Origin of the sequence: Nocardia arthritidis, assembly GCF_011801145.1 — a bacterium.
Classification (GTDB): domain Bacteria; phylum Actinomycetota; class Actinomycetes; order Mycobacteriales; family Mycobacteriaceae; genus Nocardia; species Nocardia arthritidis_A.
The window spans coordinates 4,648,948-4,674,423 of the sequence record NZ_CP046172.1; the positions used below are offsets into that span (position 1 = coordinate 4,648,948).

Here is a 25,476-nt window from a genome sequence, read left to right on the forward strand (position 1 = left end):
CGATTGCGTACTACACCCTGTCGTAACTGGCCGGTTGCTATGTGGTATTGGTCACGGCCGACGAAAGTACGTGCCTGGCGCCGATCGGAATCACCATCGGGCGGCCGGATACCGGGTCGTCGATCACCGAGGCGTCCAGCCCGAATACCGCGCGCAGCAGGTCGGCGTCGATGATATCGGCGGGTGCGCCCTGCGCGACGACTCGACCCCGCGACATCACGATCAACTGGTCGCTGTAGCGGATGGCCAGGTTCAGATCGTGCAGCACCATCACCACGGTGCGCCCGTAATCGTCGTGCAACCGGTCCACCAGATCCAGCACCTCCACCGAATGCGCCAGATCAAGGTAGGTGGTCGGCTCGTCGAGCAGCAGGATGTCGGTGCCCTGTGCCAAAGCCATGGAAATCCAGGCGCGTTGGCGCTGGCCGCCGGACAGCTCGTCCAGGGTGCGGTCGGCCAGATCGGCGATGCCGGTCTGCTCGAGCGCGGTCAGCACGGAATCCGCGTCGGTGGCCGACCATTGCCGCAGCCAGGACTGATGCGGATGGCGGCCACGCGCGACCAGATCGGCGACGGTGAGCCCCTCCGGCGCGACCGGTGACTGCGGCAGCAGGCCGATCACCCTGGCCACATCCCTGGTCTTCATCGATGAAATGGCCTTGCCGTCCAACACGATCCGGCCCTGGCTCGGTCGCAGCAGGCGGCCGAGCGCGCGCAGCAGGGTGGATTTCCCGCAGCCGTTCGGTCCGATGACGGTGGTGATCACGCCGGGCGTGATATCGAGCGAGAGGCCGTCGGCGATGACCCGATCGCCGTAGCCGAGGGTGACGGCCTCGGCGGTGAGCCGGTGATCGTTCATCGGAGTGTCGCCTTCCGGTTCGTTCGGACGAGCAGATAGAGCAGGAACGGGCCGCCGAACGCGGCGGTCACCACGCCGACCGGCAGTTCGACCGGGAGCGTTCGGGACAGCGCGTCGGCGCCGAGTACCAGCAGGGCTCCGGTGAGCGCGGATCCGATGAGGGGTTCGCCCGGCGTGCGCAGCAGCCTCCGGGCCACCTGCGGCGCGGCGAGCGCGACGAATCCGACGGGGCCCACCGCCGCCGTCGCCACCGCGGCGGCGATGACCGCGGCGCCGATGAGCACCGCCTGCTGGGTCTGTATGCGGACACCGAGCCCGCGGGTGGTTTCCGCGCCGAGCCGCAGCGCCGCGAGCGTGCGCGCCGAGCCGAGCGCGACCAGCGCGACGACGCCGAACGCGACCGCGGCCGGGACCAGCCGCGAGGTATCGGCGGAATTCAGTGATCCGTTGAGCCACAACTGCACTCGCGCCGCATCATCGATGCTCGCCCGCGTCAGCAGCCAGTTGATGCCGGCGACGAGCAATGCGTTCACGCCGATGCCGATGAGCACCAGCTTCAGCCCGGCGACCCCGCGCTCGCCGGATGCGCCGCGGCCGAACGCGAGCAGATAGATCGCGACCGCGGTGAGCAGTCCGCCCGCGAGTGCGGCCAGCGGTGTCCCCAGCATCGAATCCGTTGCGCCGCTACCGAATGCGACGGCGCCGAGGCTCGCACCCGAGGTGATGCCGAGCACGTCCGGGCTCGCGAGCGGGTTGTGCAGGATCGATTGCGTGATGGCCCCGGCCAGTCCGAGTGCCGCGCCGACCACGAGTGCCGTGAGTGCCCGTGGCATGCGGGAATCCAGGATGATGAACCGCTGTGCCCGGGTGCCGCCACCGCTGAGGACATCGAGCACCTGGCCGAGCGGAATATGCGTCCGCCCGGTCGTGATATCCAGGCAGAACAATGCGAAAAGCGCTGCGGCCATGGCGATTACGATCGCGACCTGCCGTGGCCGCAGCACCAACGACAGCGGGCCGACGCGCAGTGCGCCGGGTAGTCGAACGGCGGCTCGGGATACCGGACCGGCTTTCGTATCGGTCACAGGTTCACCAGCCGCCTGCGGCGGACGAGCAGGATGAAGCAGGGCGCGCCGAATGCGGCGAGCACGACGCCGACCTGGAGTTCGCCTGGGCGGGCGACGATTCGGCCGACGGTATCGGCGACGAGCAGCGAAAGCGCGCCGAGCAGACCGGAATACGGAATGAGCCTGCGGTAGTCGGGTCCGGTGATCGCCCTGGCGATATGCGGCACAACCAATCCCAGGAAGGCGATCGGGCCGATGGCGGCGGTCGACGCGCCGCAGAGCAGGACGACCGCCGTCAAGCCGAGTGCGCGGCTGCGTCCGACATCGACGCCGAGCCCCCGGGCCACATCATCACCGAGCCCGAGCAGATTGAGGCTCGGCGCGGCCGCGACCGCCAACGCGATGCCGATCACCAGGAATGGCAGCACCTGCCAGAACACGTCCGCGCCGCGCCCGCCGACCGCGCCGACCACCCAGAACCGGTAGCTGTCGAGCGCGGTCTTGTCCAGCAGCACAACGGCATTCGTCATCGCCTGGAGGAATGCCGTCACCGCGGCGCCCGCGAGTACCAGCGCGAGCGGACTCGCCTTGCCCGCGCCGAGCGCCGACACCCCGAACACCACCAGCCCCGCGACGGCCGCTCCGGCGAAGGCGAACCACACATACTGCGCCGGTGCGGTGAAGCCGAACAGGTAGGTGCTCAATGCCGCGAAAAAGGCCGCGCCGGAATTGATTCCGAGCAGACCGGCATCGGCGAGCGGATTGCGCGTGTACCCCTGGACCAGCGCTCCGGCGATGCCGAGCGCCGATCCGGTGACCGCGGCGAGTGCGGTGCGCGGCAGGCGAAGTCCGCGCACGATCTCGGCGGCGGCCGACGGCGCGGGGCAGCGGAACGGCCCGCCGGGACAGGTGAGCGCCTGATGCAGCGCGTCGTAAACCGTCACGGGGGAGAGGTTCTTGGCGCCGATCGCGATGCTGCCGATCGCCGCCATCGCGACCAGCGCCGCGAGCGCGATGGTGAACCGTGCCGATCGCACGGACGGAGTTTCGCTCCGTGATCTGGTGCCTGATGCGGTCACGGCGACGAATTACTCCTGACTCGTGTGGTGTGGCGCTCTGCTTGGACTTGAGCACTTGCTAGGTCTGGTAAGCCTAACCTATGTTCCTACCGCAACTGTCCGACGAGGAGGTCCGATGCCCGAGCTCATGACGCCATGCGCAACTCGCCGCGCGCGGGAGGTGTTCGGCCGGACGGGTGCCCGGCTGCGCGCGCTGCAACCGGAACATCCGCGGGTGTATGCCGTCGCCGCCATGGCCGATCAGGGCAAACGTCGTTGGTGGCGGCTGTCGGACGGCGTGCGCGAGGGGCGGATCGAGCTGATGTACCGCCGCCACGCCGCGGAGATGACCAGCCCGGCCGTCGCCGCCGAGGTGGTGGCGACGGCGCTGATCCACGCGGTGGTCGGCCGGGTCGCGGCCCTGCTGGTGGCCGAGGGGCAGGCGTGGGATCCGGGCCTGGAGAACCTGTGGGTGCACACCGACAACGACGGCGGCATCGACTGGGCGGGCTTGGCGGACACCACGATTCGCGTACTGCCGGGCGACCGGCTGGCGGGCGAGCCCGGTGCGCTCGTGCTGCCGTGTGAGCGGGCGATGTACGTCTGGCTGGCGCAGCGCTGCGAATCCTCGCTGACGCTGGTGCAGGCCGGCCTCGAGCGCTGCGCCGGTTTGAGCGCGCGCCGGTTCTGGGCGTTGGTCGGCGAATCCATTGTCGGCGCGGCCACTTACGTGCCGGAGCTGGCGCGCACCGATGCCGCGGCCGGTGCGCGTCGCGGGCAGGGTCTGCTCGCCGCGCTGGAACATCGCGGACTCGCGGCCCGAAGGGTTGCGTAGTTAGGTTCGCCTAACCTATACTGATCACGGCGTAAGGATCGCAGGCGAGTCCCGAGGGCTGCGGTGACCCCCGATCCAGTGCCGCGACGGGCTCCGCGTACTCCCACCGCGCGGAGCCCGTCGCTCTAGTTCTCAGGCGAATGATGCCGCGGTGATCGAAAACTGACCGTCCGGTCTGGTGAATTCGAACCGTACGGTCATACTCTGTTCACGATCCGGCCGCGGCACGTGTATCACACTGGCTCCCTTGGAGTTTCGTGCCGCGGCCGGATCGGCTCCGGCGGTGTCGCGCCCGGATGACGCCGGGCCGCGGGCGGGGACGGTCCGGCCCTCTGTCACGCTGATCGCATGACACAACAATCCGCCGATCGGCCGTTCGCCTCGCTGGCCGAGGTGACGCCGGATGCGATGAATCAGCTCAGCGCGGGCACGTTCACCGACGAAATCGGGCTGAAATTCACCGAACTCAGCCCGGACGCGGTGCGCGGCGAGCTGATCGTCGGCCCGAAACTGCTGCAGCTGGCCGGGATCGTCAACGGCGGCGTCTACTGCACGATCGTCGAATCGCTCGCCAGCGTCGGCGCGGGCATCTGGTACAACGCGAACGGCTACGCCGGCACCGTCGTCGGCGTCAACAACAACACCGATTTCCTGCGCTCGGTGCGCGCGGGCAAGGTGCACGGCGAGGCGACGCCGCTGCATCGCGGCAGACTGCAGCAGCTGTGGCAGGTCGTGCTCACCGACGACGACGGCCGCACCATCGCGCGCGGACAGGTCCGGCTGCAGAACCTGCCGCACCGCGACTGAGACCCGCCTCGTCCGGCGTTTGCCGGACGGTCGTGCCAGAATGTCCGTCACCCCATATCGACCCGGTGAGGAGCCCCGATGCGACTGTCGCCGCACGAGCAGGAGCGGCTGCTGTTGAGTTACGCGGCCGAGCTGGCCAGACGCAGGCAGGCCCGCGGGCTCCGGCTGAACCATCCGGAGGCCGTCGCGCTGATCACCGATCACGTGCTGGAGGGCGCCAGGGACGGGCGTTCGGTCGCGGAGTTGATGTCTTCGGGCAGAACGGTTCTCACCCGGGAGGATGTGATGGAAGGTGTTCCGGAGATGATCCACGATGTCCAGGTCGAGGCCACGTTCCCGGACGGGACGAAGTTGGTCACCGTGCACCATCCGATCGGCTGAGCGCATGATCCCCGGCGAATACCTCTGTGCCGAAGGCACGATCGAACTGAACGTGGGCGCGGACCGCATCGAGCTGGACGTGGTGAACACCGGTGACCGTCCCGTGCAGGTCGGCAGTCATGTGCACTTTCCGCAGGCGAACGCGGCGCTGCGGTTCGACCGCGCGGCCGCCCACGGGCGGCGGCTCGACATTCCGGCGGGCACCGCCGTGCGTTTCGAACCCGGTCTCGGACAGCGGGTTTCGCTCGTGCCGTTGGGTGGCGCCCGCGAGGTGCACGGTATAAGCCTGCGGCCGCCAGGGCGGCTGGACGCCGAGTGAACACCTGTTCTTCTGTTCTCCCGCAACCGAATTCGGAAATACCCTGCGGGATTGGGGTATTCGTGGAAGGAACGCGATGACCGAGCTGAGCCGGGCGCGCTACGCCGAGCTGTTCGGGCCCACCACCGGCGACCGGATTCGCTTGGCGGACACCGATCTGCTGATCGAGATCACCGAGGACCGCTGCGGCGGACCGGGACTCGCCGGTGACGAGGCGGTGTTCGGCGGCGGCAAGGTCTTGCGCGAATCGATGGGCCAGGCCCGCGCCACCCGGGCCGACGGCACACCCGACACCGTGATCACCGGTGTGGTGATCGTCGACCACTGGGGAATCATCAAGGCGGACGTCGGAATTCGGGACGGCCGCATCAGCGCCATCGGCAAGGCGGGCAACCCCGACACCATGAACGGGGTGCATCCGGATCTGGTGGTCGGCCCGTCCACCGAGATCATCGCGGGTAACGGGCGCATACTCACCGCGGGCGCCATCGACTGCCACGTGCACTTCATCTGTCCGCAGCTGATGGACGAGGCGCTCGGCGGCGGTATCACCACGCTCATCGGCGGCGGCACCGGCCCGGCCGAGGGCAGCAAGGCGACCACCGTGACACCCGGATCATGGCATCTGGCAAGGATGTTGGAGGCCACCGACGGCTGGCCGCTCAATATCGTGCTGCTGGGCAAGGGAAATACGGTCAGCCCCGAGGCGATGATCGAGCAATTGCGCGGCGGCGCGGCGGGTTTCAAACTGCACGAGGACTGGGGCTCGACACCGGCGGCGATCGACGCCTGTCTCACCGTCGCCGACCGCACCGGCGTGCAGGTCGCGCTGCACTCGGACACCCTGAACGAGGCCGGATTCGTCGAGGACACCCTCGGCGCCATCGCGGGCCGCGGCATCCACGCCTATCACACCGAGGGCGCGGGCGGCGGGCACGCGCCCGACATCATCACCGTCGCATCGCATCCCAACGTGCTGCCCAGCTCGACCAACCCCACCCGGCCGCATACGGTCAACACCCTCGACGAGCACCTCGACATGCTCATGGTGTGCCACCACCTGAGCGCGTCAATCCCGGAGGATCTCGCCTTCGCGGAGAGCCGGATCCGGCCGTCGACCATCGCCGCCGAGGACCTGCTGCACGATCTGGGCGCGATCTCCATGATCGGCAGCGATTCGCAGGCCATGGGCCGCATCGGCGAGGTGGTGATGCGCACGTGGCAGACCGCGCACGTGATGAAGCGCCGCCGCGGCGCGCTGCCCGGCGACGGCGCGGCCGATAACGCCCGGGTCCAGCGCTACATCGCGAAATACACCATCTGCCCGGCCGTCGCGCACGGACTCGACCACGAGATCGGCTCGGTGGAGGTCGGTAAGCTGGCCGATCTCGTGTTGTGGGAGCCCGCGTTCTTCGGCGTCCGGCCGCACGCGGTGCTGAAGGGCGGCGCGATCGCCTGGGCCGCGATGGGCGACGCCAACGCGTCGATTCCCACACCGCAACCCGTGCTGCCGCGGCCGATGTTCGGCGCGTCGCCGCTCGTCGCCGCCGCGACCTCGCTGCACTTCGTCTCCGAGCAGGCCATCGAATCCAGGCTCGCCGAACGGCTGAACGTGCGCCGGAAACTGGTGCCGGTCAAGAACGTTCGCAGACTCACCAAAGCCGATATGCCGCGCAACGACGCGCTGCCGCGGATCGAGGTGGATCCGGACACCTTCACCGTGCGCGTCGACGGCGAGGTGTGGACCGAACAGCCGGCCACCGAACTGCCGATGGCCCAGCGGTATTTCCTCTTCTGAGTTTGCCGGGCGTATCGACCATCCGTAATGTGTCCTGCACATCGGGGGTGGTCAGACCTCTGCGCGGAAAGGGATGGCGGTGTCGTTCGAAGATCCGGGCCAGGCCGCGGACCAGTTGGCGAACTGGGCCGAGGATCTCCAGCGCAAGGCGCAGCGCTATCAGGGCCTGCACGGCAGGATGGCCGGGCTGACGGTCACCGAGACCTCCGACGACAACCGCGTCACCGTCACCGTGGACAACACCGGTGTGCCCACCGATATCCGCCTCGCCGAACAGACCCGCGGCATGGACCCGTCCGCCGTGGCCGCGGAACTGATGTCCTGTCTGCGCAAGGCCCAGGCGACGCTGCGCCGGGAGGTCACCTCGATGGTCCAGGACACCGTCGGCGACGACGACGCGGGCGCCGCCATCATCAACCAATACGCCGAGCGTTTCCCGAATCCGGAAGAGGCGCAGGAGGATTCGGACAAGCCGAAGGGTCCGGTCGACGAGGACGAATACTATCGGCGCGATTCCTGGTTGCAGTAAAGGCGATCGTGGCTAGGGGGATAGGTCGACGGTGAGTTCGGCCAGCGCGTAGGCGGTGGCGCAGGGATCGAGTGCCGCTGTGTGCGAATGGTTTTGGATCCGCCAGGTGAGCGAGGTGCCGTTGTCGGAGGCGACGACGGCGCAGTCGCCGGGATCCTTGGTGTTGTGGATGTAGAAGCCCGCGGCGGTGGTCTTGGTGCCGAGGACGTCCTGTTCGATCGTGAGGTGTTCGAGGCGGTTGCCGTCTTTGTCGGCCAGATTCCACGCCTGCTGCAGGGACTGCTTCTGGACGGCGGTGAAGGTGACGTCCGAATCCTCGGTGCCGCGCGCCGCCGCCCACGCGCACACCGGCGGATGACTGTGCGCGGTGAGCGTCGTCGCGTTGAGGGTCTGCGTGAGCTGGGCGACCGTGATCGGGTTGCAATCGGCGTATGGGGTGGTGGTCGGCCCGGACGGCCCGGCATTCGAGTCCGAATTCCCGGACGAACACCCGGCGATCAGCCCGGCGACGGCGACAACGGCCAGCCCGCCGCCGCGAATACGCGATGCGGTCACGGGCCTCTCCCTTCCCTGATCCACGGCACTGCCTACCCGGCCAAGGCTACCGGCCCGATCCGCTACCCGGCGACGCGGTGACCGACGCCTCCGGCCACGGATATTCGGGCGTCGACCGGCCGCGCGTGGTTTGCGAAGAACGCGTCGTCCTTGGCACGATGGCACCGGTATGTCATCGATTTCCGATGCCGCTCGGGACAGCCTCGATGGTCTGTCCGTCGGCGACGCGCTGGGCGCTCAGTTCTTCGTGCCCGGTCGCTCACTGCCCGAACTGCGCGCGGGGCGACCGCCCGCGGCACCGTGGCCATGGACCGACGACACCGAGATGGCCTGTTCGGTATACGCGGAAATCCGCGGCCGGGGATATATCGATCGCGACGCGCTGGCCGCGGCATTCGCGGATCGCTGCGAACCGTATCGCGGCTACGGCGGCGGCACAGTCGTTGTGCTGCACGAGATCCGCGACGGGCGTCCGTGGGCCGATGCGGCGGCGGCCGCGTTCGGCGGGCGTGGTTCCTGGGGTAACGGGGCCGCGATGCGGGTCGCGCCGCTCGGAGCGCACTTCGCCGGAGATCCGGACCGGGCGGCGGCCCAGGCCGCCATGTCCGCGGAGGTGACGCATCGGCATCCGGAGGCCATCGTGGGCGCCATGGCGGTATCGGTCGCGGCGTGCCGCGCCGCCGCGAGTCGCGGAATGCGTTGCGCGCCAGAAGAATTGCTGGACGCGGTCGAACCGTACCTGGTCGCGGGGCGGACCGCGGATGGTATCCGCCGCGCCAGGACATTGCTCGGCCGATCGGTGGCCGAAGCGGCATACGAGCTCGGCAACGGCGCGTCGGTGAGCGCGCAGGAGACGGTGCCGTTCACGCTGTGGGTCGCCGCGACCTTCCTGACCGACTATCCCGCCGCCGTCACGGCGTGCGTCGAGGCCGGTGGTGATGTGGACACCACCGCCGCGATAGCGGGTGGAATCGTGGCGGCGCATACCGGAATCGGGGACCGAGGTGACGTGCGCGGGGTACCCGGGGCGTGGCTGGCGGCGCGGGAGCCGCTGCCGGAGTGGGGGACGTGCGGGCGTCCGGTCGGTTATCGGCCCGGCGGATAGCGTTTCGGTGTAAGTCGGGATATCCGAGCGTCTTGTTCGGTTGATCGGCGCTACGATTCTGGCGCAACGACTTTCATGTCCGCCGCGCGGGGGCGGGGAGGGTTGGTACCGTCATGGCGCTGGAACCGGGGGCGATTTTCGCTGGTTATACGGTTGTCCGCCAGATCGGTGTCGGCGGTATGGGCCGGGTGTATCTGATGCGGCATCCGCGGCTGCCGATGAATGTGGCGGTAAAGGTGCTGGACAGTCAGTTCAGCAGCGACGCCAAGGCGCGGGCGCGCTTCGAACGCGAGGCCGATATCGCCGCGGGTTTGCACCACCGCAATATCGTGCGCGTGCACGACCGCGGCATCGAAAACGAAAACCTGTGGATAGCCATGGATTTCGTGGACGGCCCGGATGCCGCCGAACTCATCGGCCGCGGACGGCTGCCGCTGGAGCGGGCGGTGGATATCGTCGCGCAGGCGGCCGCCGGGCTGGATTACGCACATCAGCGCGGCGTGCTGCACCGGGATGTGAAACCGGGCAATCTGCTCATCGGGCAGGAGGACGGCAAGGATCACGTGCAGATCGCCGATTTCGGCATAGCGCGCGGTTTGGACAATACGGTCACCGTCACCACATCGGTCACCGCGACCTTCGCCTATGCCGCGCCGGAACTGCTGAGCGGTGCGCCGGTGGATCACCGCGCCGATGTCTACGCGCTGGGATGCACGCTCTACCATCTGCTTTCGGGATCCGCGCCGTTCCCGAGCGGCAACCTGAGCGCGGTGATGTACAGCCACCTCAATATGCCGCCGCCGCGGCTCACCGCGACGCGATCCGACGCGCCCGCCGCGCTGGACGAGGTGATCGCCCGGTCGATGGCGAAGGATCCGGACCAGCGCTACCCGAACTGCACCGCGCTGGCCGAGGCGGCAAGGGCGGCGTTGGCGACGGCGCCGGAGAGCCACGAGGGGCCGACGCTGATCCGCCCGCCCGCGTTCCCGCCGCCCACACCGCCCAAATCGCTGCCGAACATTCCGATCCCGCAGCATTTCCACACCCCGCCGCCCTATATATTCCAGCCGAATCCGACTCCGCCGCACTCGATTCCGACGGTTCCGCCGCGAAAATCGAAGACCGGCTGGGTGATCGGCGGTGTTATCGCGGCGGTTGTCGTGGTGGCCGCCGCCGTCGGCATCGTGGCATGGCCGCGCACGGACAACTCCGATCACGCGAAGAATACGACCACCGTCACCACGACGACGGTGCCGCGGACAACGACAACGCCGCCGCCGAACCCGCTCAGCCCGGCCGAAGCCGGACTCGTGCAGGTGCTTTCGCCGAGTCTGTTGACCACGAGCAGCTGCGCCGCCGACCCGAAATTCGAATCCACCTCCGGCGCGACGGCCGCCGTCGACTGCGATGTGCCCGGCCTGAACCGGCAGGCCCGCATCGCCACCTTCACCGATGCGAAAGGGCTGGCGAGCGCGCTGGACAATCAGGCGAATCACCAGAGCGGCAACGGCACCTGCTCCGACGGCGGTTTCTACACCGGCACCTGGCGCGACGGCAACAACATCGTGCGCGGCAACACCGTATGCATCCGGATCGACCGCGACTACTACATCGCGACGGGTTTCGACGCGACCCGGCGGTTCGTGCTGATCGGCGATACCAGCGTGTCGGCCGTCTACGACTGGTGGGCGAAGAAGGTGCACCTGGTGTTCACCGATCAGTGAGCGCTCAGCGCAGCCAACCTTTCCGCTTCAGGTAGACCAGCGGGATCACCGCGGCGAGCAGCATCAGTATGGTTGCGGAAAAGCCGTATTCCCAATGTGTTTCGGGGATATGGGTGAAGTTCATGCCGCATACGGTCGCGATGAGCGTCGGCGGCAGGAACACCGCGGTGACGATGGTGAACACCTTGAGGATCTGGTTCTGCTCGATATCCAGCCAGGTGGTCACCGTATGTTGCAGGTAGCGCAGCTTGTCGTGCGCGGCGGCCGCGAGCTGTCGCACGCCGTCGATATCGGCGACGAGTACCGCGATCGGATCGGCCAATTCCCTGGTGTGGAACGGGAGTTCGGCGGCCAGGTGCCGGGCGGCGCGGGCCAGGTGCAGTTGGGTCTGCTGGGTGTGCGCGACGGTCTGTTCGGCCGCGTTCATCCGGCCCATGATCGCCCGCAGCTCCGACCCCTTTGTCGCCGTATCGATTTCGACGTCGACGGCGGCCAGTGCCGCGCCCGCGTGCTGGACGGCGCGCTCGGCGGCCGCGTTGAGCGACCAGAGCAGCGCGTACATCACCCCGTGCGGGGAATCGGTGAGCGTCCGGTTGCGGCGCATCTTCGCGACGGCCTTGTCGAACGGGGCGAAATGGTCGGTGGGCTGCAGGGTGACCAGGAATTCGCCGCCGAGCGCGAAAACGATGGTCTCGCGTTCCACGCCGTCGGCGCGCCGATAGTTCGCGACCACCGGGAAGTAGAGGAAATCGTCGGTCTCCCAGAGCCGGTTGCCCGCGGCGACGAAATCGACGCCGAGGCGTTCGCGCAGTACGGCGGCGGTCTCCTCGTCGTCGCGGGCGAGCGGAATCCAATGCCGGTGCAGCACTTCGGTGTCGAAGCGTCCGTTGGTGGCGGGCAGGACGTCGGTGGTGGGGAAGATCGGCGCGGTCATCGGGCTACCGCGGCCTCGGTGCGTGGTGGACCATGGCGAAACTCCAATACATGGGTGCCGGGCGGCGGTGTACCGCCCCGTTGGTGCGCGCAGTGTGTACGGCCGGAATCTATTGGGACACCGACCATTCGGATCGAGGAAAGATGGAACTAGGTGCCGTGGCGGCGATCCGTAGGCGCCGATCGCCGCGTACGGGTCAACAACGCACCGGCGCAACCAGTTTCGCGAAAGCGGACCGATCGTGGACGTCGATAGTGTCATCCGGCATCTGCCGCTCACCCCGCTTCGTAGTGGTTGCTGCTCGGTAGACCAGACTGCTACCGCGGCACGAAATGCGCCATCCATCATTAGAGACCGCCGGCTACCGTCGCGTCAATCGCCCGGCGCAACCGTTCGCACTCCGGTCATCCGACCGTCAGGTACGGGTCACGAAACAAACCGCCCGGGCAGTGGAAAACGGGGCGCGTCAACACTTTCGGTCGTTACTGGTCGAACGCGATATGCACCCGCTGCGTCTCCGGCAGGGTCTGGCAGGCGAGGGTGAGCCCGGCGGCGATCTCCGTATCGAGCAGCGCCTCGTGCTGGACCATTCGGGTGCGCCCGCGCCGGACGGAACAGACGCAGGTGCCGCAGGCGGATTCGCGGCAGACGTACGGCGCGTCGATTCCGCTGTCCAGCAGCACATCCAGCAGGCGTCGGTGTTTGGGCCAGTCCAGCGTATGCGTCGCGCCGTCGATCTCGATATCCACCGTCGCGGCGGCGCCGACCGGCGCGTCGAAGCCACCGGCAGGCACCGTCGGCAGGGCGGCCGTGGCCGGAACCACCTCCTGGAAGGGATTGCCGTCCAGCGACCGGAACTCCTCGCGATACACCCGCCGCACCCGCAGCCGCAGCGCCGCGGCATCGAGCACGCTCAGGAAACCCGTTGGGCCGCAGGCATACCAGTTGAGCGCGGTGTACGGCCGCAGCACGTTGGCCAGACCGGGCGCGGTCGGCAGCCCCCGCTCGGACTCCAACCAGTGCAGTATCCGCAGCCGCCGTGGGTGCCGGGTTTCCAGATCGGCGAGCTGCCGCGCGAAGATCACGGACGGCCGGTCCCGGTTCGCGTAGAGCAGTACGATCCGGCCCCGCCCGACGGCCAGCATCGATTTGACGATCGAGAAGACGGGTGTGATGCCGCTGCCGCCCGCGCACAGCAGCACGTCGGCGGCGAGATCGCGCGGGCCGAAGACGCCGCCCGGTTCGAGCATCGTCATGGTGTCGCCCGCGGATACGGTGTCGCACAACAGGTTCGACGCGTAGCCGCCCGCCGTCCGCTTGACCGTCACCGCGGGCCGCGGATCCAGGTGCGGGCTGCTGCACAGCGAATAGCAGCGCGCCACCGACCCGGTCCGCGCGCTCGGCACCCGCAGCGTGAGGAATTGTCCTGGGCGGTAAGCGAAATGCTCGGCGAGGCCGCTGGGGACCGCGAAGACGAACGTCTTCGCCTCGGCTGTCTCCGCGATCACCTCGGCGATCCGCACCGCGTGTGCGCGCGGGTTCATGGCTCGATCGGAACCCGCGAATCATCCGGTGCGGCAATGCGATCTCCGACTTGCCGATCGAGCAGCCGCAGCCCGGCCTCGGCCAGCCAGGCGAACCGCTCGACCGAGAAGGGCTGGGCGATGCGCCGGTTCACGCCCGGCGCGATCCGCCCGAGGAAGTATCCGAGCCAGGCCTCGGCGCGCACCGGAACCACCGCGAGATCGAACCGCACCGCCCGCTCGACCGCCCGCGCCACCAGCTCGGCGCTGAGCGGCGCGAACGGCAGCCGCTCCGCGAATTCCTGTGCCATGCGCGCGAATTCCTTTCCGCGCCGGACCAATTCGGGATCGACGCCGACCGTGATCGCGTGCTCGCCGATATTGGTGTTGATCACGCCGGGGCAGATGGCGCTGACGCCGATACCCTTGGGCCCGAGTTCGAGCCGCAGGCATTCGGTGAGCATTTTCACCCCGGCCTTGGATACCGCGTACGCGGACCCGAGCGGTATCGGCGTGAAGGCGGCGGCGGAGGCGATATTGACGATCTGCCCCCGCTTGCCGTAATCGACCATCTGCCTGCCGAATACGCGACAGCCGTGCACAACGCCGAGCAGATTCACGCCGAGCTGTTTGTCCCAGTCGGCGGGAGAGAGATCGAGAAACGCGCCGCCGACCAGCATCCCGGCATTGTTCACCAGCACATCCGGCACGCCGAATTCGGTGCGGACGCGCTGCGCGAACGTCTCCCACGCATCCGGATCGGTCACATCCAACCATTCGGCCGTCGCGCCATCGCCGGCGATCGCCACCGTCTCCTTGGCCGCGGCCAGGTCGATATCCGCGACGATAACGTGGGATCCGTTGCGCGCGAAGCGGGTAGCGATTGCTCGCCCGATCCCGCTGCCCGCGCCGGTGACGACGACGAGGTCCGGTCGTATGCCGTTGAATTTCATCGGTGCCTCACCGCACTCGATCGGTGAGGGTGCCTTCGGCGCCGAAAAGCTCATCCTGCCAACGCCGCAGCAGCGCGACGGTATCGACATCGTCGGGATGGAATCCGGGGCGCAGATACACCCGAATCTCGCGCATCAGCCCGCGCACGATCGGTCCGCGATACAGGTGATAGGACTCGCGGGCGACCGTGATCGGTTGCCACGCGGCGGGATCCAGCAGTATCGATGCCGCGACCGCCACTGATACGCCGGGAATGGTGAAGAGGTAGAGGAATGTCATCACCAGGATGCGCAGCCATTCCGGATTGCCGGTCGCGCGGTACACGTCGAAGGCCACCGACTTGTGCTCCAACTCCTCCAACGCGTGCCAGTTCAACAGGTTTCGCACCTCGTCGTCGCCGGCCAGCGCCTGGATCTCCGGACTGGACAGCACCCGTTGCGCCAGCACGGCCGTGTAGTGCTCGGCCGCGGCCACCGCGGCGAGATGCGCGGCGGCGGGTGCGTACCGGTCGAGCCTGGGCAGGATCCATTCGTAGCGGGCGATGAGCCGGGGCAGCCGGTATCCGAGGGCGCAGAGCTGCTCGTTGAGGCGGCCGTGCTGCTGGCCGTGCACCGCCTCCTGCCCGATGAACGACGCCATCCGCTTCTTGAGCACCGGATCGGTGACCTGATCGGTGAAGCGGCGCACGGCTCTGATGAACGACTCCTCGCCGGGCGGGAACGCGGCCGAGAGCAGCGCGACGAAATGGCTCAGGACGATATCGTCGTCGGCGAAGTATTTCGTCATCGGTTCGGGTTCGCCGAACCGGAAACGCATCCGGCGCACGCGCGGATAGGCTGTTGCCACGCTTGTCATGTGAATCTCCGTTGATCCGAACTCATCTGAGGTGGCCGACGAGCATGCCTTCGGTGCCGAAGAGCTCGGTTTGCCAGCGCCGCAAGAGGTCTCGGGTGTCCACGTCGTCGGGGTGGAACCCCGGCCGCAGATACACCACGAGTTCGCGGCCCATACCGCGGAAGATGGGTCCGCGGAAGAGTTCATAGGATTCGCGCAGCAGTGCGAACGGATGCCTGCGCGCATAACCGTCCCTGGCCAGCGAGACCGTGAGGGCGAGCACGGTGAACGGCACGGTGAGCGCGACCATCGCCGCCATGGTCGCGATGCGCATGGTCTCGGTACCGCCGACGGACCGGTAGACGTCGAAGGCCACCGACTTGTGCTCGAGTTCCTCGAAAGCGTGCCAGTTCAACAGGTTTCGCACCTCTTCGTCCCCGGCGAGCGCCTGGATCTCGGGGCTTTCGAGCGTGCGCCGGGCCAGCACCGCGGTGTAGTGCTCGGCCGCGGCGGTGGCCGCCAGGTGCAGATGGGCGGGCAGACGCTGTTCCAGCCGCAGGGCGCGCCGCTCGGCCTCGGGCGTGTCCAGCCACGCGATGGGATAGCCCATATCGATGAGCTTGTCGTTGAGCAGCCGGTGCTGCCGACCGTGCGTGGCCTCCTGGCCGATGAATCCGGCGACCCGCTTCTTGAGCACCGGATCGGTGATGTGGTCCGCGAAGCGGCGCACGGATCTGATGAACGACTCCTCGCCGGGTGGGAATCCGGCGGACAGCCCGGCGATGAAATGGCTGAAGACCATATCCCCGCCCGCGTAGTACTTCGTCATCGGTTCGGGTTCGCCGAACCGGAAGGTGATGCGCCGCGCCTTCGGATATCCGTTTGTCGCGCGCACATGCTGTTCGGTCATGATGCACCTCATTGGGCTGGTACCGCAGGTATCGGGTACCTAGTAGTACGGTAGCGTCTCAGACGGATAATTCCTAGGCCTTCGCCGCCGATATCGGGCAGCGATTCGGATCGGCGACCGGTAATCGGCGGTGCTGTAGTTCGCCGTTCGGTTCTTTGTCCCAGACGCGCCATTGCGCCCACGGCGAACGCGATGGGCAAGCGGGCGCGCCCGGCGCATCCTGGTGAGGTACGGATGTAATCATGTAAGCAAGGGGGCCGCCGTGGACGACGATTCGGTCCTGTCGAAAAACGATGCGGAACAGGCCGATCGCGATGCGGCCGCACTGGATGCGTACTCGCGCACCGTGATCGCGGTGGCCGCATCGGTGACGCCGCACGTGGCCAGCGTGCGCACCCGGCGCGGCAGCGGCTCCGCCGTGGTCTTCACCGACGACGGATTCCTGCTCACCAATGCGCACGTGGTCGGCGCGGCTAGCGGCGGCGAGGTGACCTTCGCCGACGGCGTCGAATCGAGATTCGATGTGATCGGCGTCGATCCGCTGTCGGATCTGGCGGTGCTGCGGGCCCGTGGCGGCGGGCCGGGCGCGGTGCGGTTGGGGGATGCGGACCGGTTGGTGGTCGGGCAACTCGTTGTGGCCGTTGGCAGTCCGCTCGGGTTGGCCGGATCGGTGACGGCGGGTGTGGTGAGCGCGCTCGGGCGGGCGGTGCCGGTCGCCTCGAATCGCGCCGGGCGGGTGATCGAGGATGTCATCCAGACCGACGCCGCGCTGAATCCGGGGAATTCCGGTGGTGCGCTGGCGGATTCGGCCGGGCGGGTGGTCGGCATCAATACCGCTGTCGCGGGAATCGGCCTGGGCCTTGCCATTCCGATGAACGCCACCACGCAGCGCATCGTGAGCACCCTGCTGCGCGACGGCCGGGTCCGCCGCGCCTACCTCGGGCTGGTCGGGGTGCCCGCGCCGCTGCCGGACGCGCTGGCCGCGCGCACCGGTCAGGCGGCGGGGGTGCGGATCATGGAGGTGGTGCGCGGCGGCCCCGCCGATCGCGCCGGAATCCGCCGCGGCGACCTGGTACTCAGCGTGGCACGCGCGGAAGTCCGTGACGCGCAGGGCATTCAGCGACAGCTCTTCGCCGAGGCCATCGGCAGATCACTGCCGGTCACCGTGCTGCGCAACGGCGCGATGGTCGACGTGATCGCCGTGCCGACCGAACTCACCGTCGACTGAGTGATCGGATTCCGGTACGCGCCAGCGCATGTCGACCAGCAGCCCGACCAGGCCGACGGCGAGGCAGGTCACGGTGACGACGAGGGAGGTGGTGCTCACGTGGCCGGTGAGCCCGTCCCCGAGCAGGACCGTGCCGACGGTGCCGGGCAGGATGCCGACGACGGTGGCCACCAGATACGGCGTGAACCGGACCGCAGAAAGGGCGCTGCAGTAGTTCACCACCGAGAACGGCGCGAAGCTGATGAGCCGCAGCGAACCGACGGCGAGCCAACCCCGCATGGCCAGCCGCCGGTTGATGGCGTGCACCGCGGGATGGGTGAGCCGCCCGCGCACACGGTCCCGGTCCAGGGCGCGGATCAGCAGCAGCGTCAGCACCGCGCTGACCGTGGTCGCGCCGACCGCGATGAAAATGCCGAGCCACGGCCCGAAGAGCAGTCCGGCGCTGAGGGTGAATACGGTGCGCGGGAACGGCGCCATGGTGACCAGCACGTGTGCGATGAAGAACAGCAGCACGAACGAGGGGCCGACCGCATGCGCCCACTCCTGAATCCGGTGCGGGCCCGGCAGCGGAACCAGCAGCGCCACGACGAACAGCGCGACACCGCCCGCGAGCAGCGCGACGGTCCGTGGGTTCCGCAACAGCCTTTGCACCCGACAAGGTTACCGGCCGCCGCCCGGCGGGCCGTGCCACCGCTGGTGGGTTCGCGGCTAGCATCGGAATTGGCGCCGACCCACCGGCGTGCCCGCTGAGCTGGGTGAACGAACTCCTGATCGCGATGTGAACGGGTCACACAGCCCCATGTGAATATCGTGCGAAGGCTTGGGCGCACGCCCGGGTATCCAGTAATCCTGGAGTGAGCAAGTGTTTACAAGGGCCGCCGCGCGCGGTCACCGGAGTGCGTGATCCCATCCGGAAGCGGTAGCTTGCCTACCGTCGGAGGTTCGCGCATGCCGGGCCGGGCGTCGATTCGAATGGAACAGGAAGCAGCAGCGATGCCAAAAGGTTCAGCGCCGGGCATTGACCCGGTGCCCGATTACGCCGCGTGGCGTAAGGGGGTGGCCGGTGTGCTCGCCAAGGCGCGCCGGGTCGATATCGGCGAACTCCCGGACGATCCGGAGCGGCTTCTCGACGAGACCACCTACGACGGCCTGACCATCGCACCGCTGTACACCCGCCGCGACGAGCGGCCCGAACAGCCGCTGCCCGGCGCCTACCCCTTCGTCCGCGGTCGCGACGCGACCCGCGACGTGCACCGCGGCTGGTTCGTCTGCGCGCGGATAGCCGAATCCGACGCGGCGGCGGCGAATCGGGCGATCCTGTCCGGGCTGGAGAACGGCGTCGGCGCGATCTGGCTGCCGGTGGGCGCGAGCGGTATTCCGGTGGCCGGGCTCGGCGCGGCGCTCTCGGGCCTGCTGTTCGAACTCGCGCCGCTGACCATCGAGGCCGGGATCGCGACCGACGAGGCCGCGGCACAGGTCTTCTCGATCCTCGACGGCTATTCCGCCCAGCGCCGCGCCGATATTCGGCTCACCCTGGGCGCTGCGCCGCTCACCGGCGCATTCGGCGGCGTTGCCGATATCGGCCTCGACGCGACCGTGGAATTAGCGCGACGGGCGATCGCCCGGCCGGAGACGGTACGCGCGATCGTGGTGTGCGGGAACAACTTTCACAATGCGGGTGCGTCGGACGCGCAGGAGCTCGGCGCGGCCGTCGCCGCCGGCCTGGAATATCTGCGCGCGCTCACCGACGCCGGCGTCGATCTCGCGGACGCGCTCGGCCAGCTGACCTTCCGGCTGGCGGCCACCGATGACCAATTCGCCACGATCGCGAAATTCCGTGCCGCACGCCAACTCTGGGCCCGGGTGGCGCACGTGTGCGGGGCGCCGGGCTTCGGCGGCGCGCCGCAGCACGCGGTCACCTCGGCGGCCATGCTGAGTCAACGCGATCCATGGGTGAATATGCTGCGCACCACGCTGGCCGCCTTCGGGGCGGGCGTCGGCGGTGCGGACACCGTCACCGTGCTGCCGTTCGATTCCGCGCTGCCGCCAGGCGAATTGGGGGTTTCGCGGGCGTTCGCCGAGCGGATGGCCCGCAACATCCAGCTGCTGCTGCTGGAGGAATCGCACCTTGGTCATGTCCAGGACCCGGCCGCCGGATCCTGGTATGTCGAGGACTACACCGCCGAATTGGCCGCCAAGGCATGGGAATTCATGCAGGAGCTGGAGGCGTCGGGTGGTTACCGCGCCGCGCTGGACTCCGGCCTGCTCGCCGAGCGCATCGCGGCGACCAGGGCGCGGCGGGATGCCGATGTCGCGCACCGGAAGACGTCGGTCACCGGCGTCAACGAATTCCCGAACCTGGCCGAGCCCGCGCTGTCCGAGGCGGCGCGGCAGCCCGGTTCGGTCGCCCGCTACGGCGCGGCCTTCGAGGCGCTGCGCGACCGGTCGGATGTCCACCTCGCGGCGCACGGCGCGCGACCGAAAGCGCTGCTGGTGCCGCTCGGTTCGGTGGCCGAGCACAATGTGCGGGTCACCTGGATCGCGAACCTGCTGGCCTCCGGCGGTATCGAGGCGATCAATCCGGGTCCGCTCACCGTCGACGGGATCGCCACGGCGGCCAGCGAATCCGGTGCGCCGATCGCGGTGCTCTGCGGTTCGGACGCACGCTACGGTGCGGAGGCGGGCGCGGCGGTCGAGCGGCTGCGCGCGGCCGGTGTCGGGACGGTGCTGCTCGCCGGTTCGGCGAAAGCGGTTTCGGCGCTCGATGATTCGCAGCGCCCGGACGGATATCTGGCCGCGCGGATCGACGCGGTCGCCGCACTCTCCGAGCTGTTGGAAAAGGTGGGAGCCTGATGACCACTGGGGAGATGAAACATCTCATCGGCAATTTCGCCGAGGTGCCGCTGGCCGATCGGGCGCCCGAACCCGCCGCGGTGGACGCCGCACAGGTCGACGCGTTCGTCGCGGGCGCGGCCGCCGCCAACGGCTACGCACCCGAGCAACTGGTGTGGGCGACGCCCGAAGGTATCGACGTGCCACCGGTTTTCACCAAGGCGGACCGGGACGCGGTCGCGGCCGAAGGGTATCCGCTCGACAGCGTGCCGGGTATCGCGCCGTTCGTGCGCGGTCCCTACCCGACCATGTATGTCAACCAGCCGTGGACGATCCGCCAGTACGCGGGGTTCTCGACGGCCGCCGATTCGAACGCCTTCTACCGCCGCAATCTCGCCGCCGGGCAGAAGGGGCTTTCGGTGGCCTTCGACCTGGCCACCCATCGCGGCTACGACTCCGATCATCCGCGGGTGCAGGGCGATGTCGGAATGGCCGGTGTCGCCATCGATTCCATCCTCGATATGCGTCAGCTCTTCGACCACATCCCGCTGGATCAGGTGAGCGTGTCGATGACGATGAACGGCGCGGTGCTGCCCATCCTGGCGCTGTACGTCGTCGCGGCGGAGGAGCAGGGCGTCGCGCCCGAACAGCTGGCCGGAACCATTCAGAACGACATTCTGAAGGAGTTCATGGTCCGCAACACCTACATCTATCCGCCCAAGCCGTCGATGCGGATCATCTCCGATATCTTCGCCTACACCAGCGCGAAGATGCCGAAGTTCAATTCGATCTCCATCTCCGGCTACCACATCCAAGAGGCCGGTGCGACAGCCGATCTGGAGTTGGCGTACACCCTCGCCGACGGCGTCGAATATATTCGCGCCGGCATCGACGCCGGGATGGAAGTCGATAAATTCGCGCCGCGCCTGTCGTTCTTCTGGGCCATCGGCATGAACTTCTTCATGGAGGTCGCCAAGCTGCGGGCCGGGCGGCTGCTGTGGAGCGAGCTGGTCGCGAAATTCGACCCGAAGAGCCCGAAATCGCTGTCGCTGCGCACCCATTCGCAGACCTCCGGCTGGTCGCTCACCGCGCAGGACGCCTACAACAATGTCGCGCGCACCTGCATCGAGGCGATGGCCGCCACCCAGGGGCACACCCAGTCGCTGCACACCAACGCGCTGGACGAGGCGCTCGCGCTGCCCACCGACTTCTCGGCCCGCATCGCGCGCAACACCCAGCTGCTGATCCAGCAGGAGTCCAACACCACCCGGCCGATCGACCCGTGGGGCGGCTCGTACTACGTCGAATGGCTCACCCACCAGCTGGCGAACCGGGCCAGGGCGCATATCGCCGAGGTGGAGGCGCACGGCGGTATGGCGCAGGCGATTTCGGAGGGCATCCCGAAACTGCGGATCGAGGAGGCGGCCGCGCGCACCCAGGCGCGCATCGACACCGGCCAGCAGCCGGTGATCGGCGTCAACAAATACCAGGTCGACGAGGATCAGCAGGTGGAGGTCCTCAAGGTCGAGAACTCCAGGGTGCGTGCCGAACAGCTGGAGAAGCTGGAAAGGCTGCGCGCGCAACGGGATCCGGCCGCGGTGGAACGCGCGCTCGCCGAATTGACCAGGGCCGCGGGCTCTTCCGAGGGCGGTATGGCGAACAACCTACTGGCCCTGGCGATCGACGCGGCGCGGGCGAAGGCCACCGTCGGTGAGATCTCCGATGCGCTGGAAAAGGTGTACGGACGGCATCAGGCCGAAATCCGAACGCTCTCGGGCGTTTACCGCGACGAGGCAGGAAAGGTCACCAATATCAGCAGGGCGAGCGAGCTGGTCGAGGAATTCGCCGAGGCCGAGGGACGCAGGCCGCGCATCCTCGTCGCCAAGATGGGCCAGGACGGACACGATCGCGGGCAGAAGGTGATCGCCACCGCCTTCGCCGACCTCGGTTTCGACGTCGACGTGGGCCCGCTGTTCCAGACACCGGAGGAGGTGGCCCAGCAGGCGGCCGACAACGACGTGCACGTCGTCGGCGTATCCTCGCTTGCCGCAGGCCATCTCACGCTGGTGCCCGCGCTGCGGCGGGCACTGGCCGAGGTCGGGCGGCCCGACATCATGGTGATCGTCGGCGGCGTCATCCCACCCGGTGATTTCGACGAGCTGTACGCGGCGGGCGCGGCCGCGATCTTCCCGCCCGGCACGGTGATCGCCGACGCGGCCATCGACCTGCTGAAGAAGCTGGCCGCCGAGCTGGGGCACGAGATCGGCACTGCCGCAGAATGATCGGGCATCGCGCAGCGATTCGATGGGGGGTGGTGGTCGGGTGACGGGCGGGCACCCGCGCGTGATCGATGTGGACGCGCTCGCGGAGGCGGTGCGCTCCGGTGAGCGCGCCGCCCTGGCGCGGGCGATCACCCTCGTCGAATCCACCAGGGCCGATCATCGCCGCCAGGCTCAGCAACTGCTGCTGCGGGTGACGCCCGCGGCGGATGCCGTTGTGTCGAATCGCGTTGGCATCACTGGTGTTCCGGGTGTCGGCAAGTCGACGTTCATCGATGCGCTCGGTATGGACCTGATCGCCGAGGGGCACCGGGTCGCGGTGCTGGCGGTGGATCCGTCGTCCACCAGAACCGGCGGCTCGATCCTCGGCGACAAAACCCGGATGGCGCGACTCGCGGTGGAACGCAACGCCTTCATCCGCCCGTCGCCCACCGCGGGCACGCTCGGCGGCGTCGCGAAGGCGACGCGGGAGACCATCGTGCTGCTCGAGGCGGCCGGATACGACGTGATCCTGGTGGAGACGGTCGGCGTCGGCCAGTCCGAGGTGACCGTCGCGAATATGGTCGATGTATTCTGCTTCCTGACCCTGGCCCGCACCGGAGATCAGTTGCAGGGCATCAAGAAGGGCGTGCTGGAGCTCGCCGACCTGGTCGCGGTGAACAAGGCCGACGGCAAGCACGAGGTGGAGGCGAAGGCGGCGGCCCGCGAGCTGGCGGGCGCGCTGCGCCTGATCCATCCGCACGACGCCCTGTGGCGGCCACCGGTACTCACCATGAGCGGCCTGGAAGGCGTCGGCCTCGGCAAGTTCTGGGATACCGTGCTGGAACATCGCCGGGTGCTCACCGAGGCGGGCGAATTCGCGGAGAAGCGCCGCCGCCAACAGGTCGACTGGATGTGGACCATGGTGCACGACCAGTTGCTGCGGCGGTTGTCGGAGCATCCGGGCGTGAAAGCCGTTCGCGCACAGGTGGAAAAGCAGGTGCGGGCGGGCACGTTGACGGCCGCGCTGGCCGCCGAGGAGATTCTGGACGCCTTCGACGGCTGACGGTTTCGACCGGGCGCGTCGCGCGGTCATCGCACGGGCTGGAATGCTGTGCGATATGAGCACACCCTCGCTGCGCCTACGATTCGATCGCTTCTTCCACCGGCTGGTGAACCCGAGCGCCATCCGCAATCCGGAGCAAATGCTGCTCGAGACCATCGGCCGCAAATCCGGGCAACCCCGGATCACGCCGATCGGCGGCGCCCGGGTCGGCGACGAGTTCTGGCTGGTGTCCGAGCACGGCACCGACTCCGATTACGTGCGGAACCTCATGGCGAATCCCGCTGTGCGCGTGCGCATCGCGGGGGAGTGGCACACCGGTAAGGCACATCCGCTGCCCGACGACGATCCGCGGGCGCGGCTGGCGACGCTGCCGCGCTTCAACAGCACCGTCGTGCGTGCCCTCGGCACGAACCTGCTGACGATCCGGATCGATCTGGGCTGACGGGTATGTCATACTTCGGGCGCAAGTAACAAGTTCGTCAGCGCCAGGTCGGTCGGTGGAGCGCGTTGGCGTGCTCGCGTGATCGCGGGCACGGCCGACCACGCCCATCGGGTTGTCGCGGCTGTGCTTTCGGGATCGGCGAGCCTTCCCGAAAGGAAACAGCATGAACACCGACCCCTTCGACATCTCCGGCGCCCACTACACGCCCGATCCGGAACGCGACACCGCGCTGCTCATCGACGGCTTCTTCGCGCAGATCGCCGTGACGTTGCGGGAAAATGACCTTCCCGCAACGGTTCTCGACGAGATGCGGGCCAGACATGCCGAATTGACGGCGGCCAACGCGCATCTCGTGATCGACGAGCCGTCCCGGTGGAACGCGGCGATGGCACTGGCGCTCGTCGCGGCGCACGAATACCTCGTGCCGCGGCTCGGGTGCGCGGAATCCATTGCGGCGGTTCAGGTCGCATTCGTCGAACCGCTCGGCGATCAAGTGCGCGCCGCCACCAGGCAGCTGCTCGACGCCGCGCCCGACCCGTTCGCCGCCATGGTCGAGCTGACCAGGGCGAGGGAGCGGGACGCCTTCGGGCCGACCTTCACCTTCGACCATCCGGCCGACGACGAGCGAAGCTACCACTGCGATGTCGTGCGCTGCTTCTATCACGAAGTGCTGGTTGCCAATTCGGCGCCGGAGCTCACCACCGTGATGTGTGAGTTCGACGCCAACTGGATCGGCGCGATTGATCCGGCGGTCGACGGGTTCCGCTTCGAACGGGCGACCACCATCGGCCGTGGCGGGACGCACTGCCCGTTCAACTTCGACCGCGTCTGAGGCCGAGGCCGAGACGGTGGTCGTCCGCCGTCTCGGCCTTGCCCATTCACGCGGAAGCGCAACGCAGGATGCGCAACTGGCCGATCTCGGCGGCGTTCTTCATGAGTTCGGCATTGACCCAGGCAAGCAGGTGGCCGACGGTCCGCTCCGGGTTGTCGCGCCACGGGAACGTCGCGGGCGCGTCGAGTGTGGTTTCGGTGCAATCGTTAAGTGCCGCAACCCATTCGGAACTCATCCCGCGCAACCACGCGACCGCTTCATCCGGGCCGGGCCAGCGCACATCCGCGCGCTCGCGTGGCGCACGTCCGCGCAGGTGATCCGTCGCGACCGACCACCACCAGCCGATATGCCAGGTGAGCCAGGCGATGGTCGGTGCGGGCAGCGGGTCCGGCTCGGTGTCGGCCCAGTCGGGCACCCAGGAACCGTCCGGATCGCGCCGGACGGTCCACACCCGCGGCGCGGGCTCCCAGAGGTGGTCGGCGGGCCGCAACGCGCTCAGGTGGAGTTCGAACAGCGACCAGGTGAGGTCGAATTGCCAGCGCAGCAGGCCGAGTCGCGATCCGGGCATCGCGCGATGATGTCACGGGTGCGCGGGTTCGGCATCGCATTCACCGCCGGAACCAGAT

Annotated in this window: 25 protein-coding genes; 14 read left to right on the forward strand and 11 right to left on the reverse strand. The window is 68.3% G+C overall.

Features of this window, described 5'->3' with window-relative positions:
- Positions 1-37: 37 nt before the first annotated feature.
- From F5544_RS20960 to F5544_RS20970, 3 genes are read right to left on the reverse strand one after another with little or no spacing between them, the layout of a single operon-like run.
- Positions 38-859 (reverse strand): ABC transporter ATP-binding protein, encoded by an 822-nt coding sequence (locus F5544_RS20960; RefSeq protein WP_167474762.1) that lies wholly within the window; start codon positions 857-859, stop codon positions 38-40.
- A complete protein-coding gene (locus tag F5544_RS20965) occupies positions 856-1,944 on the reverse strand; it encodes a FecCD family ABC transporter permease (protein WP_238847357.1) in 1,089 nt (362 codons plus the stop codon). Before F5544_RS20965 ends, F5544_RS20960 begins: the two co-directional genes overlap by 4 nt.
- A complete protein-coding gene (locus F5544_RS20970; RefSeq protein WP_167479366.1) occupies positions 1,941-2,918 on the reverse strand; it encodes a FecCD family ABC transporter permease in 978 nt (325 codons plus the stop codon). Before F5544_RS20970 ends, F5544_RS20965 begins: the two co-directional genes overlap by 4 nt.
- A gap of 202 nt (positions 2,919-3,120) precedes the next feature.
- Here F5544_RS20970 and F5544_RS20975 point away from each other — a divergent pair, with 202 nt between their 5' ends.
- The 6 genes from F5544_RS20975 (at position 3,121) to F5544_RS21000 (ending at position 7,653) form a co-directional block, all read left to right on the forward strand.
- Positions 3,121-3,819: a hypothetical protein gene (locus F5544_RS20975; RefSeq protein WP_167474763.1), complete on the forward strand. Its 699-nt coding sequence runs from the start codon at positions 3,121-3,123 to the stop codon at positions 3,817-3,819.
- Between the two features lie 348 nt (positions 3,820-4,167).
- Positions 4,168-4,626, forward strand: coding sequence for a PaaI family thioesterase (locus tag F5544_RS20980; protein ID WP_167474764.1), 459 nt, complete (start codon positions 4,168-4,170; stop codon positions 4,624-4,626).
- Positions 4,627-4,704: 78 nt separating this feature from the next.
- Positions 4,705-5,007 carry an urease subunit gamma gene (locus tag F5544_RS20985; RefSeq protein WP_167474765.1) on the forward strand — a complete coding sequence of 101 codons (303 nt, stop codon included), beginning with the start codon at positions 4,705-4,707 and terminating at the stop codon, positions 5,005-5,007.
- A gap of 4 nt (positions 5,008-5,011) precedes the next feature.
- Complete coding sequence (locus F5544_RS20990; protein WP_167474766.1) at positions 5,012-5,326, forward strand: urease subunit beta; 315 nt, start codon at positions 5,012-5,014, stop codon at positions 5,324-5,326.
- A gap of 76 nt (positions 5,327-5,402) precedes the next feature.
- Positions 5,403-7,124, forward strand: a complete 1,722-nt coding sequence (locus F5544_RS20995; protein ID WP_167474767.1) for an urease subunit alpha — start codon at positions 5,403-5,405, stop codon at positions 7,122-7,124.
- 79 nt (positions 7,125-7,203) lie between these two features.
- Positions 7,204-7,653 carry a YbaB/EbfC family nucleoid-associated protein gene (locus F5544_RS21000; RefSeq protein WP_167474768.1) on the forward strand — a complete coding sequence of 150 codons (450 nt, stop codon included), beginning with the start codon at positions 7,204-7,206 and terminating at the stop codon, positions 7,651-7,653.
- Between the two features lie 12 nt (positions 7,654-7,665).
- Here the strand turns inward: F5544_RS21000 and F5544_RS21005 are convergent, their stop codons facing one another.
- The gene (locus F5544_RS21005; protein WP_167474769.1) at positions 7,666-8,208 is read right to left on the reverse strand and encodes a DUF3558 family protein; all 543 of its coding nucleotides are present in this window, start codon (positions 8,206-8,208) and stop codon (positions 7,666-7,668) included.
- Between the two features lie 169 nt (positions 8,209-8,377).
- On the opposite strand from F5544_RS21005, the gene F5544_RS21010 reads away from it, so the two are divergent.
- Together F5544_RS21010 and F5544_RS21015 are read left to right on the forward strand one after the other, a co-directional pair.
- A complete protein-coding gene (locus tag F5544_RS21010) occupies positions 8,378-9,313 on the forward strand; it encodes an ADP-ribosylglycohydrolase family protein (protein ID WP_167474770.1) in 936 nt (311 codons plus the stop codon).
- Positions 9,314-9,426: 113 nt separating this feature from the next.
- The gene (locus tag F5544_RS21015) at positions 9,427-11,037 is read left to right on the forward strand and encodes a serine/threonine-protein kinase (RefSeq protein WP_167474771.1); all 1,611 of its coding nucleotides are present in this window, start codon (positions 9,427-9,429) and stop codon (positions 11,035-11,037) included.
- A gap of 4 nt (positions 11,038-11,041) precedes the next feature.
- Here the strand turns inward: F5544_RS21015 and F5544_RS21020 are convergent, their stop codons facing one another.
- The 5 genes from F5544_RS21020 to F5544_RS21040 all read right to left on the reverse strand — a co-directional run bounded on the left by F5544_RS21020 (position 11,042) and on the right by F5544_RS21040 (position 16,192).
- The gene (locus F5544_RS21020; RefSeq protein WP_167474772.1) at positions 11,042-11,971 is read right to left on the reverse strand and encodes a magnesium transporter CorA family protein; all 930 of its coding nucleotides are present in this window, start codon (positions 11,969-11,971) and stop codon (positions 11,042-11,044) included.
- A 482-nt stretch (positions 11,972-12,453) separates the two neighbouring features.
- On the reverse strand, positions 12,454-13,515 hold the full coding sequence (locus F5544_RS21025) for a ferredoxin--NADP reductase (protein WP_167474773.1): 1,062 nt from the start codon (positions 13,513-13,515) through the stop codon (positions 12,454-12,456).
- The gene (locus F5544_RS21030; RefSeq protein WP_167474774.1) at positions 13,512-14,447 is read right to left on the reverse strand and encodes an SDR family NAD(P)-dependent oxidoreductase; all 936 of its coding nucleotides are present in this window, start codon (positions 14,445-14,447) and stop codon (positions 13,512-13,514) included. Before F5544_RS21030 ends, F5544_RS21025 begins: the two co-directional genes overlap by 4 nt.
- Positions 14,448-14,454: 7 nt before the next feature.
- Positions 14,455-15,303, reverse strand: a complete 849-nt coding sequence (locus F5544_RS21035; RefSeq protein WP_167474775.1) for a metal-dependent hydrolase — start codon at positions 15,301-15,303, stop codon at positions 14,455-14,457.
- A 22-nt stretch (positions 15,304-15,325) separates the two neighbouring features.
- The gene (locus F5544_RS21040) at positions 15,326-16,192 is read right to left on the reverse strand and encodes a metal-dependent hydrolase (RefSeq protein WP_167474776.1); all 867 of its coding nucleotides are present in this window, start codon (positions 16,190-16,192) and stop codon (positions 15,326-15,328) included.
- A gap of 280 nt (positions 16,193-16,472) precedes the next feature.
- Here F5544_RS21040 and F5544_RS21045 point away from each other — a divergent pair, with 280 nt between their 5' ends.
- A complete protein-coding gene (locus F5544_RS21045; RefSeq protein ID WP_167479368.1) occupies positions 16,473-17,420 on the forward strand; it encodes a S1C family serine protease in 948 nt (315 codons plus the stop codon).
- Here F5544_RS21045 and F5544_RS21050 read toward each other — a convergent pair.
- The gene (locus tag F5544_RS21050; protein WP_167474777.1) at positions 17,343-18,071 is read right to left on the reverse strand and encodes a TVP38/TMEM64 family protein; all 729 of its coding nucleotides are present in this window, start codon (positions 18,069-18,071) and stop codon (positions 17,343-17,345) included. The genes F5544_RS21045 and F5544_RS21050 overlap by 78 nt on opposite strands.
- Before the next feature lie 342 nt (positions 18,072-18,413).
- Here F5544_RS21050 and F5544_RS21055 point away from each other — a divergent pair, with 342 nt between their 5' ends.
- The 5 genes from F5544_RS21055 (at position 18,414) to F5544_RS21075 (ending at position 24,850) form a co-directional block, all read left to right on the forward strand.
- Positions 18,414-20,273 carry a methylmalonyl-CoA mutase family protein gene (locus F5544_RS21055; protein ID WP_167474778.1) on the forward strand — a complete coding sequence of 620 codons (1,860 nt, stop codon included), beginning with the start codon at positions 18,414-18,416 and terminating at the stop codon, positions 20,271-20,273.
- Positions 20,273-22,534, forward strand: coding sequence for a methylmalonyl-CoA mutase (gene scpA, locus F5544_RS21060; RefSeq protein ID WP_167474779.1), 2,262 nt, complete (start codon positions 20,273-20,275; stop codon positions 22,532-22,534). The genes F5544_RS21055 and scpA overlap by 1 nt, the downstream gene beginning before the upstream one ends.
- A 22-nt stretch (positions 22,535-22,556) precedes the next feature.
- The gene (gene meaB / locus F5544_RS21065) at positions 22,557-23,576 is read left to right on the forward strand and encodes a methylmalonyl Co-A mutase-associated GTPase MeaB (protein ID WP_167474780.1); all 1,020 of its coding nucleotides are present in this window, start codon (positions 22,557-22,559) and stop codon (positions 23,574-23,576) included.
- Between the two features lie 55 nt (positions 23,577-23,631).
- The gene (locus tag F5544_RS21070; RefSeq protein ID WP_167474781.1) at positions 23,632-24,018 is read left to right on the forward strand and encodes a nitroreductase/quinone reductase family protein; all 387 of its coding nucleotides are present in this window, start codon (positions 23,632-23,634) and stop codon (positions 24,016-24,018) included.
- Between the two features lie 163 nt (positions 24,019-24,181).
- Positions 24,182-24,850 carry an L-2-amino-thiazoline-4-carboxylic acid hydrolase gene (locus tag F5544_RS21075; RefSeq protein WP_167474782.1) on the forward strand — a complete coding sequence of 223 codons (669 nt, stop codon included), beginning with the start codon at positions 24,182-24,184 and terminating at the stop codon, positions 24,848-24,850.
- A 46-nt stretch (positions 24,851-24,896) separates the two neighbouring features.
- On the opposite strand, the gene F5544_RS21080 is transcribed toward F5544_RS21075, so the two are convergent.
- Complete coding sequence (locus F5544_RS21080; RefSeq protein WP_167474783.1) at positions 24,897-25,418, reverse strand: DinB family protein; 522 nt, start codon at positions 25,416-25,418, stop codon at positions 24,897-24,899.
- Positions 25,419-25,476: the final 58 nt, after the last annotated feature.

Coding starts and splice junctions, on each gene's coding strand:
- F5544_RS20960 (WP_167474762.1), bottom strand. CDS start 859: ATGAACGATCACCGGCTCACCGCCGAGGCCGTCACCCTCGGCTACGGC.
- F5544_RS20970 (WP_167479366.1), bottom strand. CDS start 2,918: ATGGCGGCGATCGGCAGCATCGCGATCGGCGCCAAGAACCTCTCCCCC.
- F5544_RS20975 (WP_167474763.1), top strand. CDS start 3,121: ATGCCCGAGCTCATGACGCCATGCGCAACTCGCCGCGCGCGGGAGGTG.
- F5544_RS20980 (WP_167474764.1), top strand. CDS start 4,168: ATGACACAACAATCCGCCGATCGGCCGTTCGCCTCGCTGGCCGAGGTG.
- F5544_RS20985 (WP_167474765.1), top strand. CDS start 4,705: ATGCGACTGTCGCCGCACGAGCAGGAGCGGCTGCTGTTGAGTTACGCG.
- F5544_RS20990 (WP_167474766.1), top strand. CDS start 5,012: ATGATCCCCGGCGAATACCTCTGTGCCGAAGGCACGATCGAACTGAAC.
- F5544_RS20995 (WP_167474767.1), top strand. CDS start 5,403: ATGACCGAGCTGAGCCGGGCGCGCTACGCCGAGCTGTTCGGGCCCACC.
- F5544_RS21010 (WP_167474770.1), top strand. CDS start 8,378: ATGTCATCGATTTCCGATGCCGCTCGGGACAGCCTCGATGGTCTGTCC.
- F5544_RS21015 (WP_167474771.1), top strand. CDS start 9,427: ATGGCGCTGGAACCGGGGGCGATTTTCGCTGGTTATACGGTTGTCCGC.
- F5544_RS21020 (WP_167474772.1), bottom strand. CDS start 11,971: ATGACCGCGCCGATCTTCCCCACCACCGACGTCCTGCCCGCCACCAAC.
- F5544_RS21025 (WP_167474773.1), bottom strand. CDS start 13,515: ATGAACCCGCGCGCACACGCGGTGCGGATCGCCGAGGTGATCGCGGAG.
- F5544_RS21030 (WP_167474774.1), bottom strand. CDS start 14,447: ATGAAATTCAACGGCATACGACCGGACCTCGTCGTCGTCACCGGCGCG.
- F5544_RS21035 (WP_167474775.1), bottom strand. CDS start 15,303: ATGACAAGCGTGGCAACAGCCTATCCGCGCGTGCGCCGGATGCGTTTC.
- F5544_RS21040 (WP_167474776.1), bottom strand. CDS start 16,192: ATGACCGAACAGCATGTGCGCGCGACAAACGGATATCCGAAGGCGCGG.
- F5544_RS21055 (WP_167474778.1), top strand. CDS start 18,414: ATGCCAAAAGGTTCAGCGCCGGGCATTGACCCGGTGCCCGATTACGCC.
- scpA (WP_167474779.1), top strand. CDS start 20,273: ATGACCACTGGGGAGATGAAACATCTCATCGGCAATTTCGCCGAGGTG.
- meaB (WP_167474780.1), top strand. CDS start 22,557: ATGGGGGGTGGTGGTCGGGTGACGGGCGGGCACCCGCGCGTGATCGAT.
- F5544_RS21070 (WP_167474781.1), top strand. CDS start 23,632: ATGAGCACACCCTCGCTGCGCCTACGATTCGATCGCTTCTTCCACCGG.
- F5544_RS21075 (WP_167474782.1), top strand. CDS start 24,182: ATGAACACCGACCCCTTCGACATCTCCGGCGCCCACTACACGCCCGAT.
- F5544_RS21080 (WP_167474783.1), bottom strand. CDS start 25,418: ATGCCCGGATCGCGACTCGGCCTGCTGCGCTGGCAATTCGACCTCACC.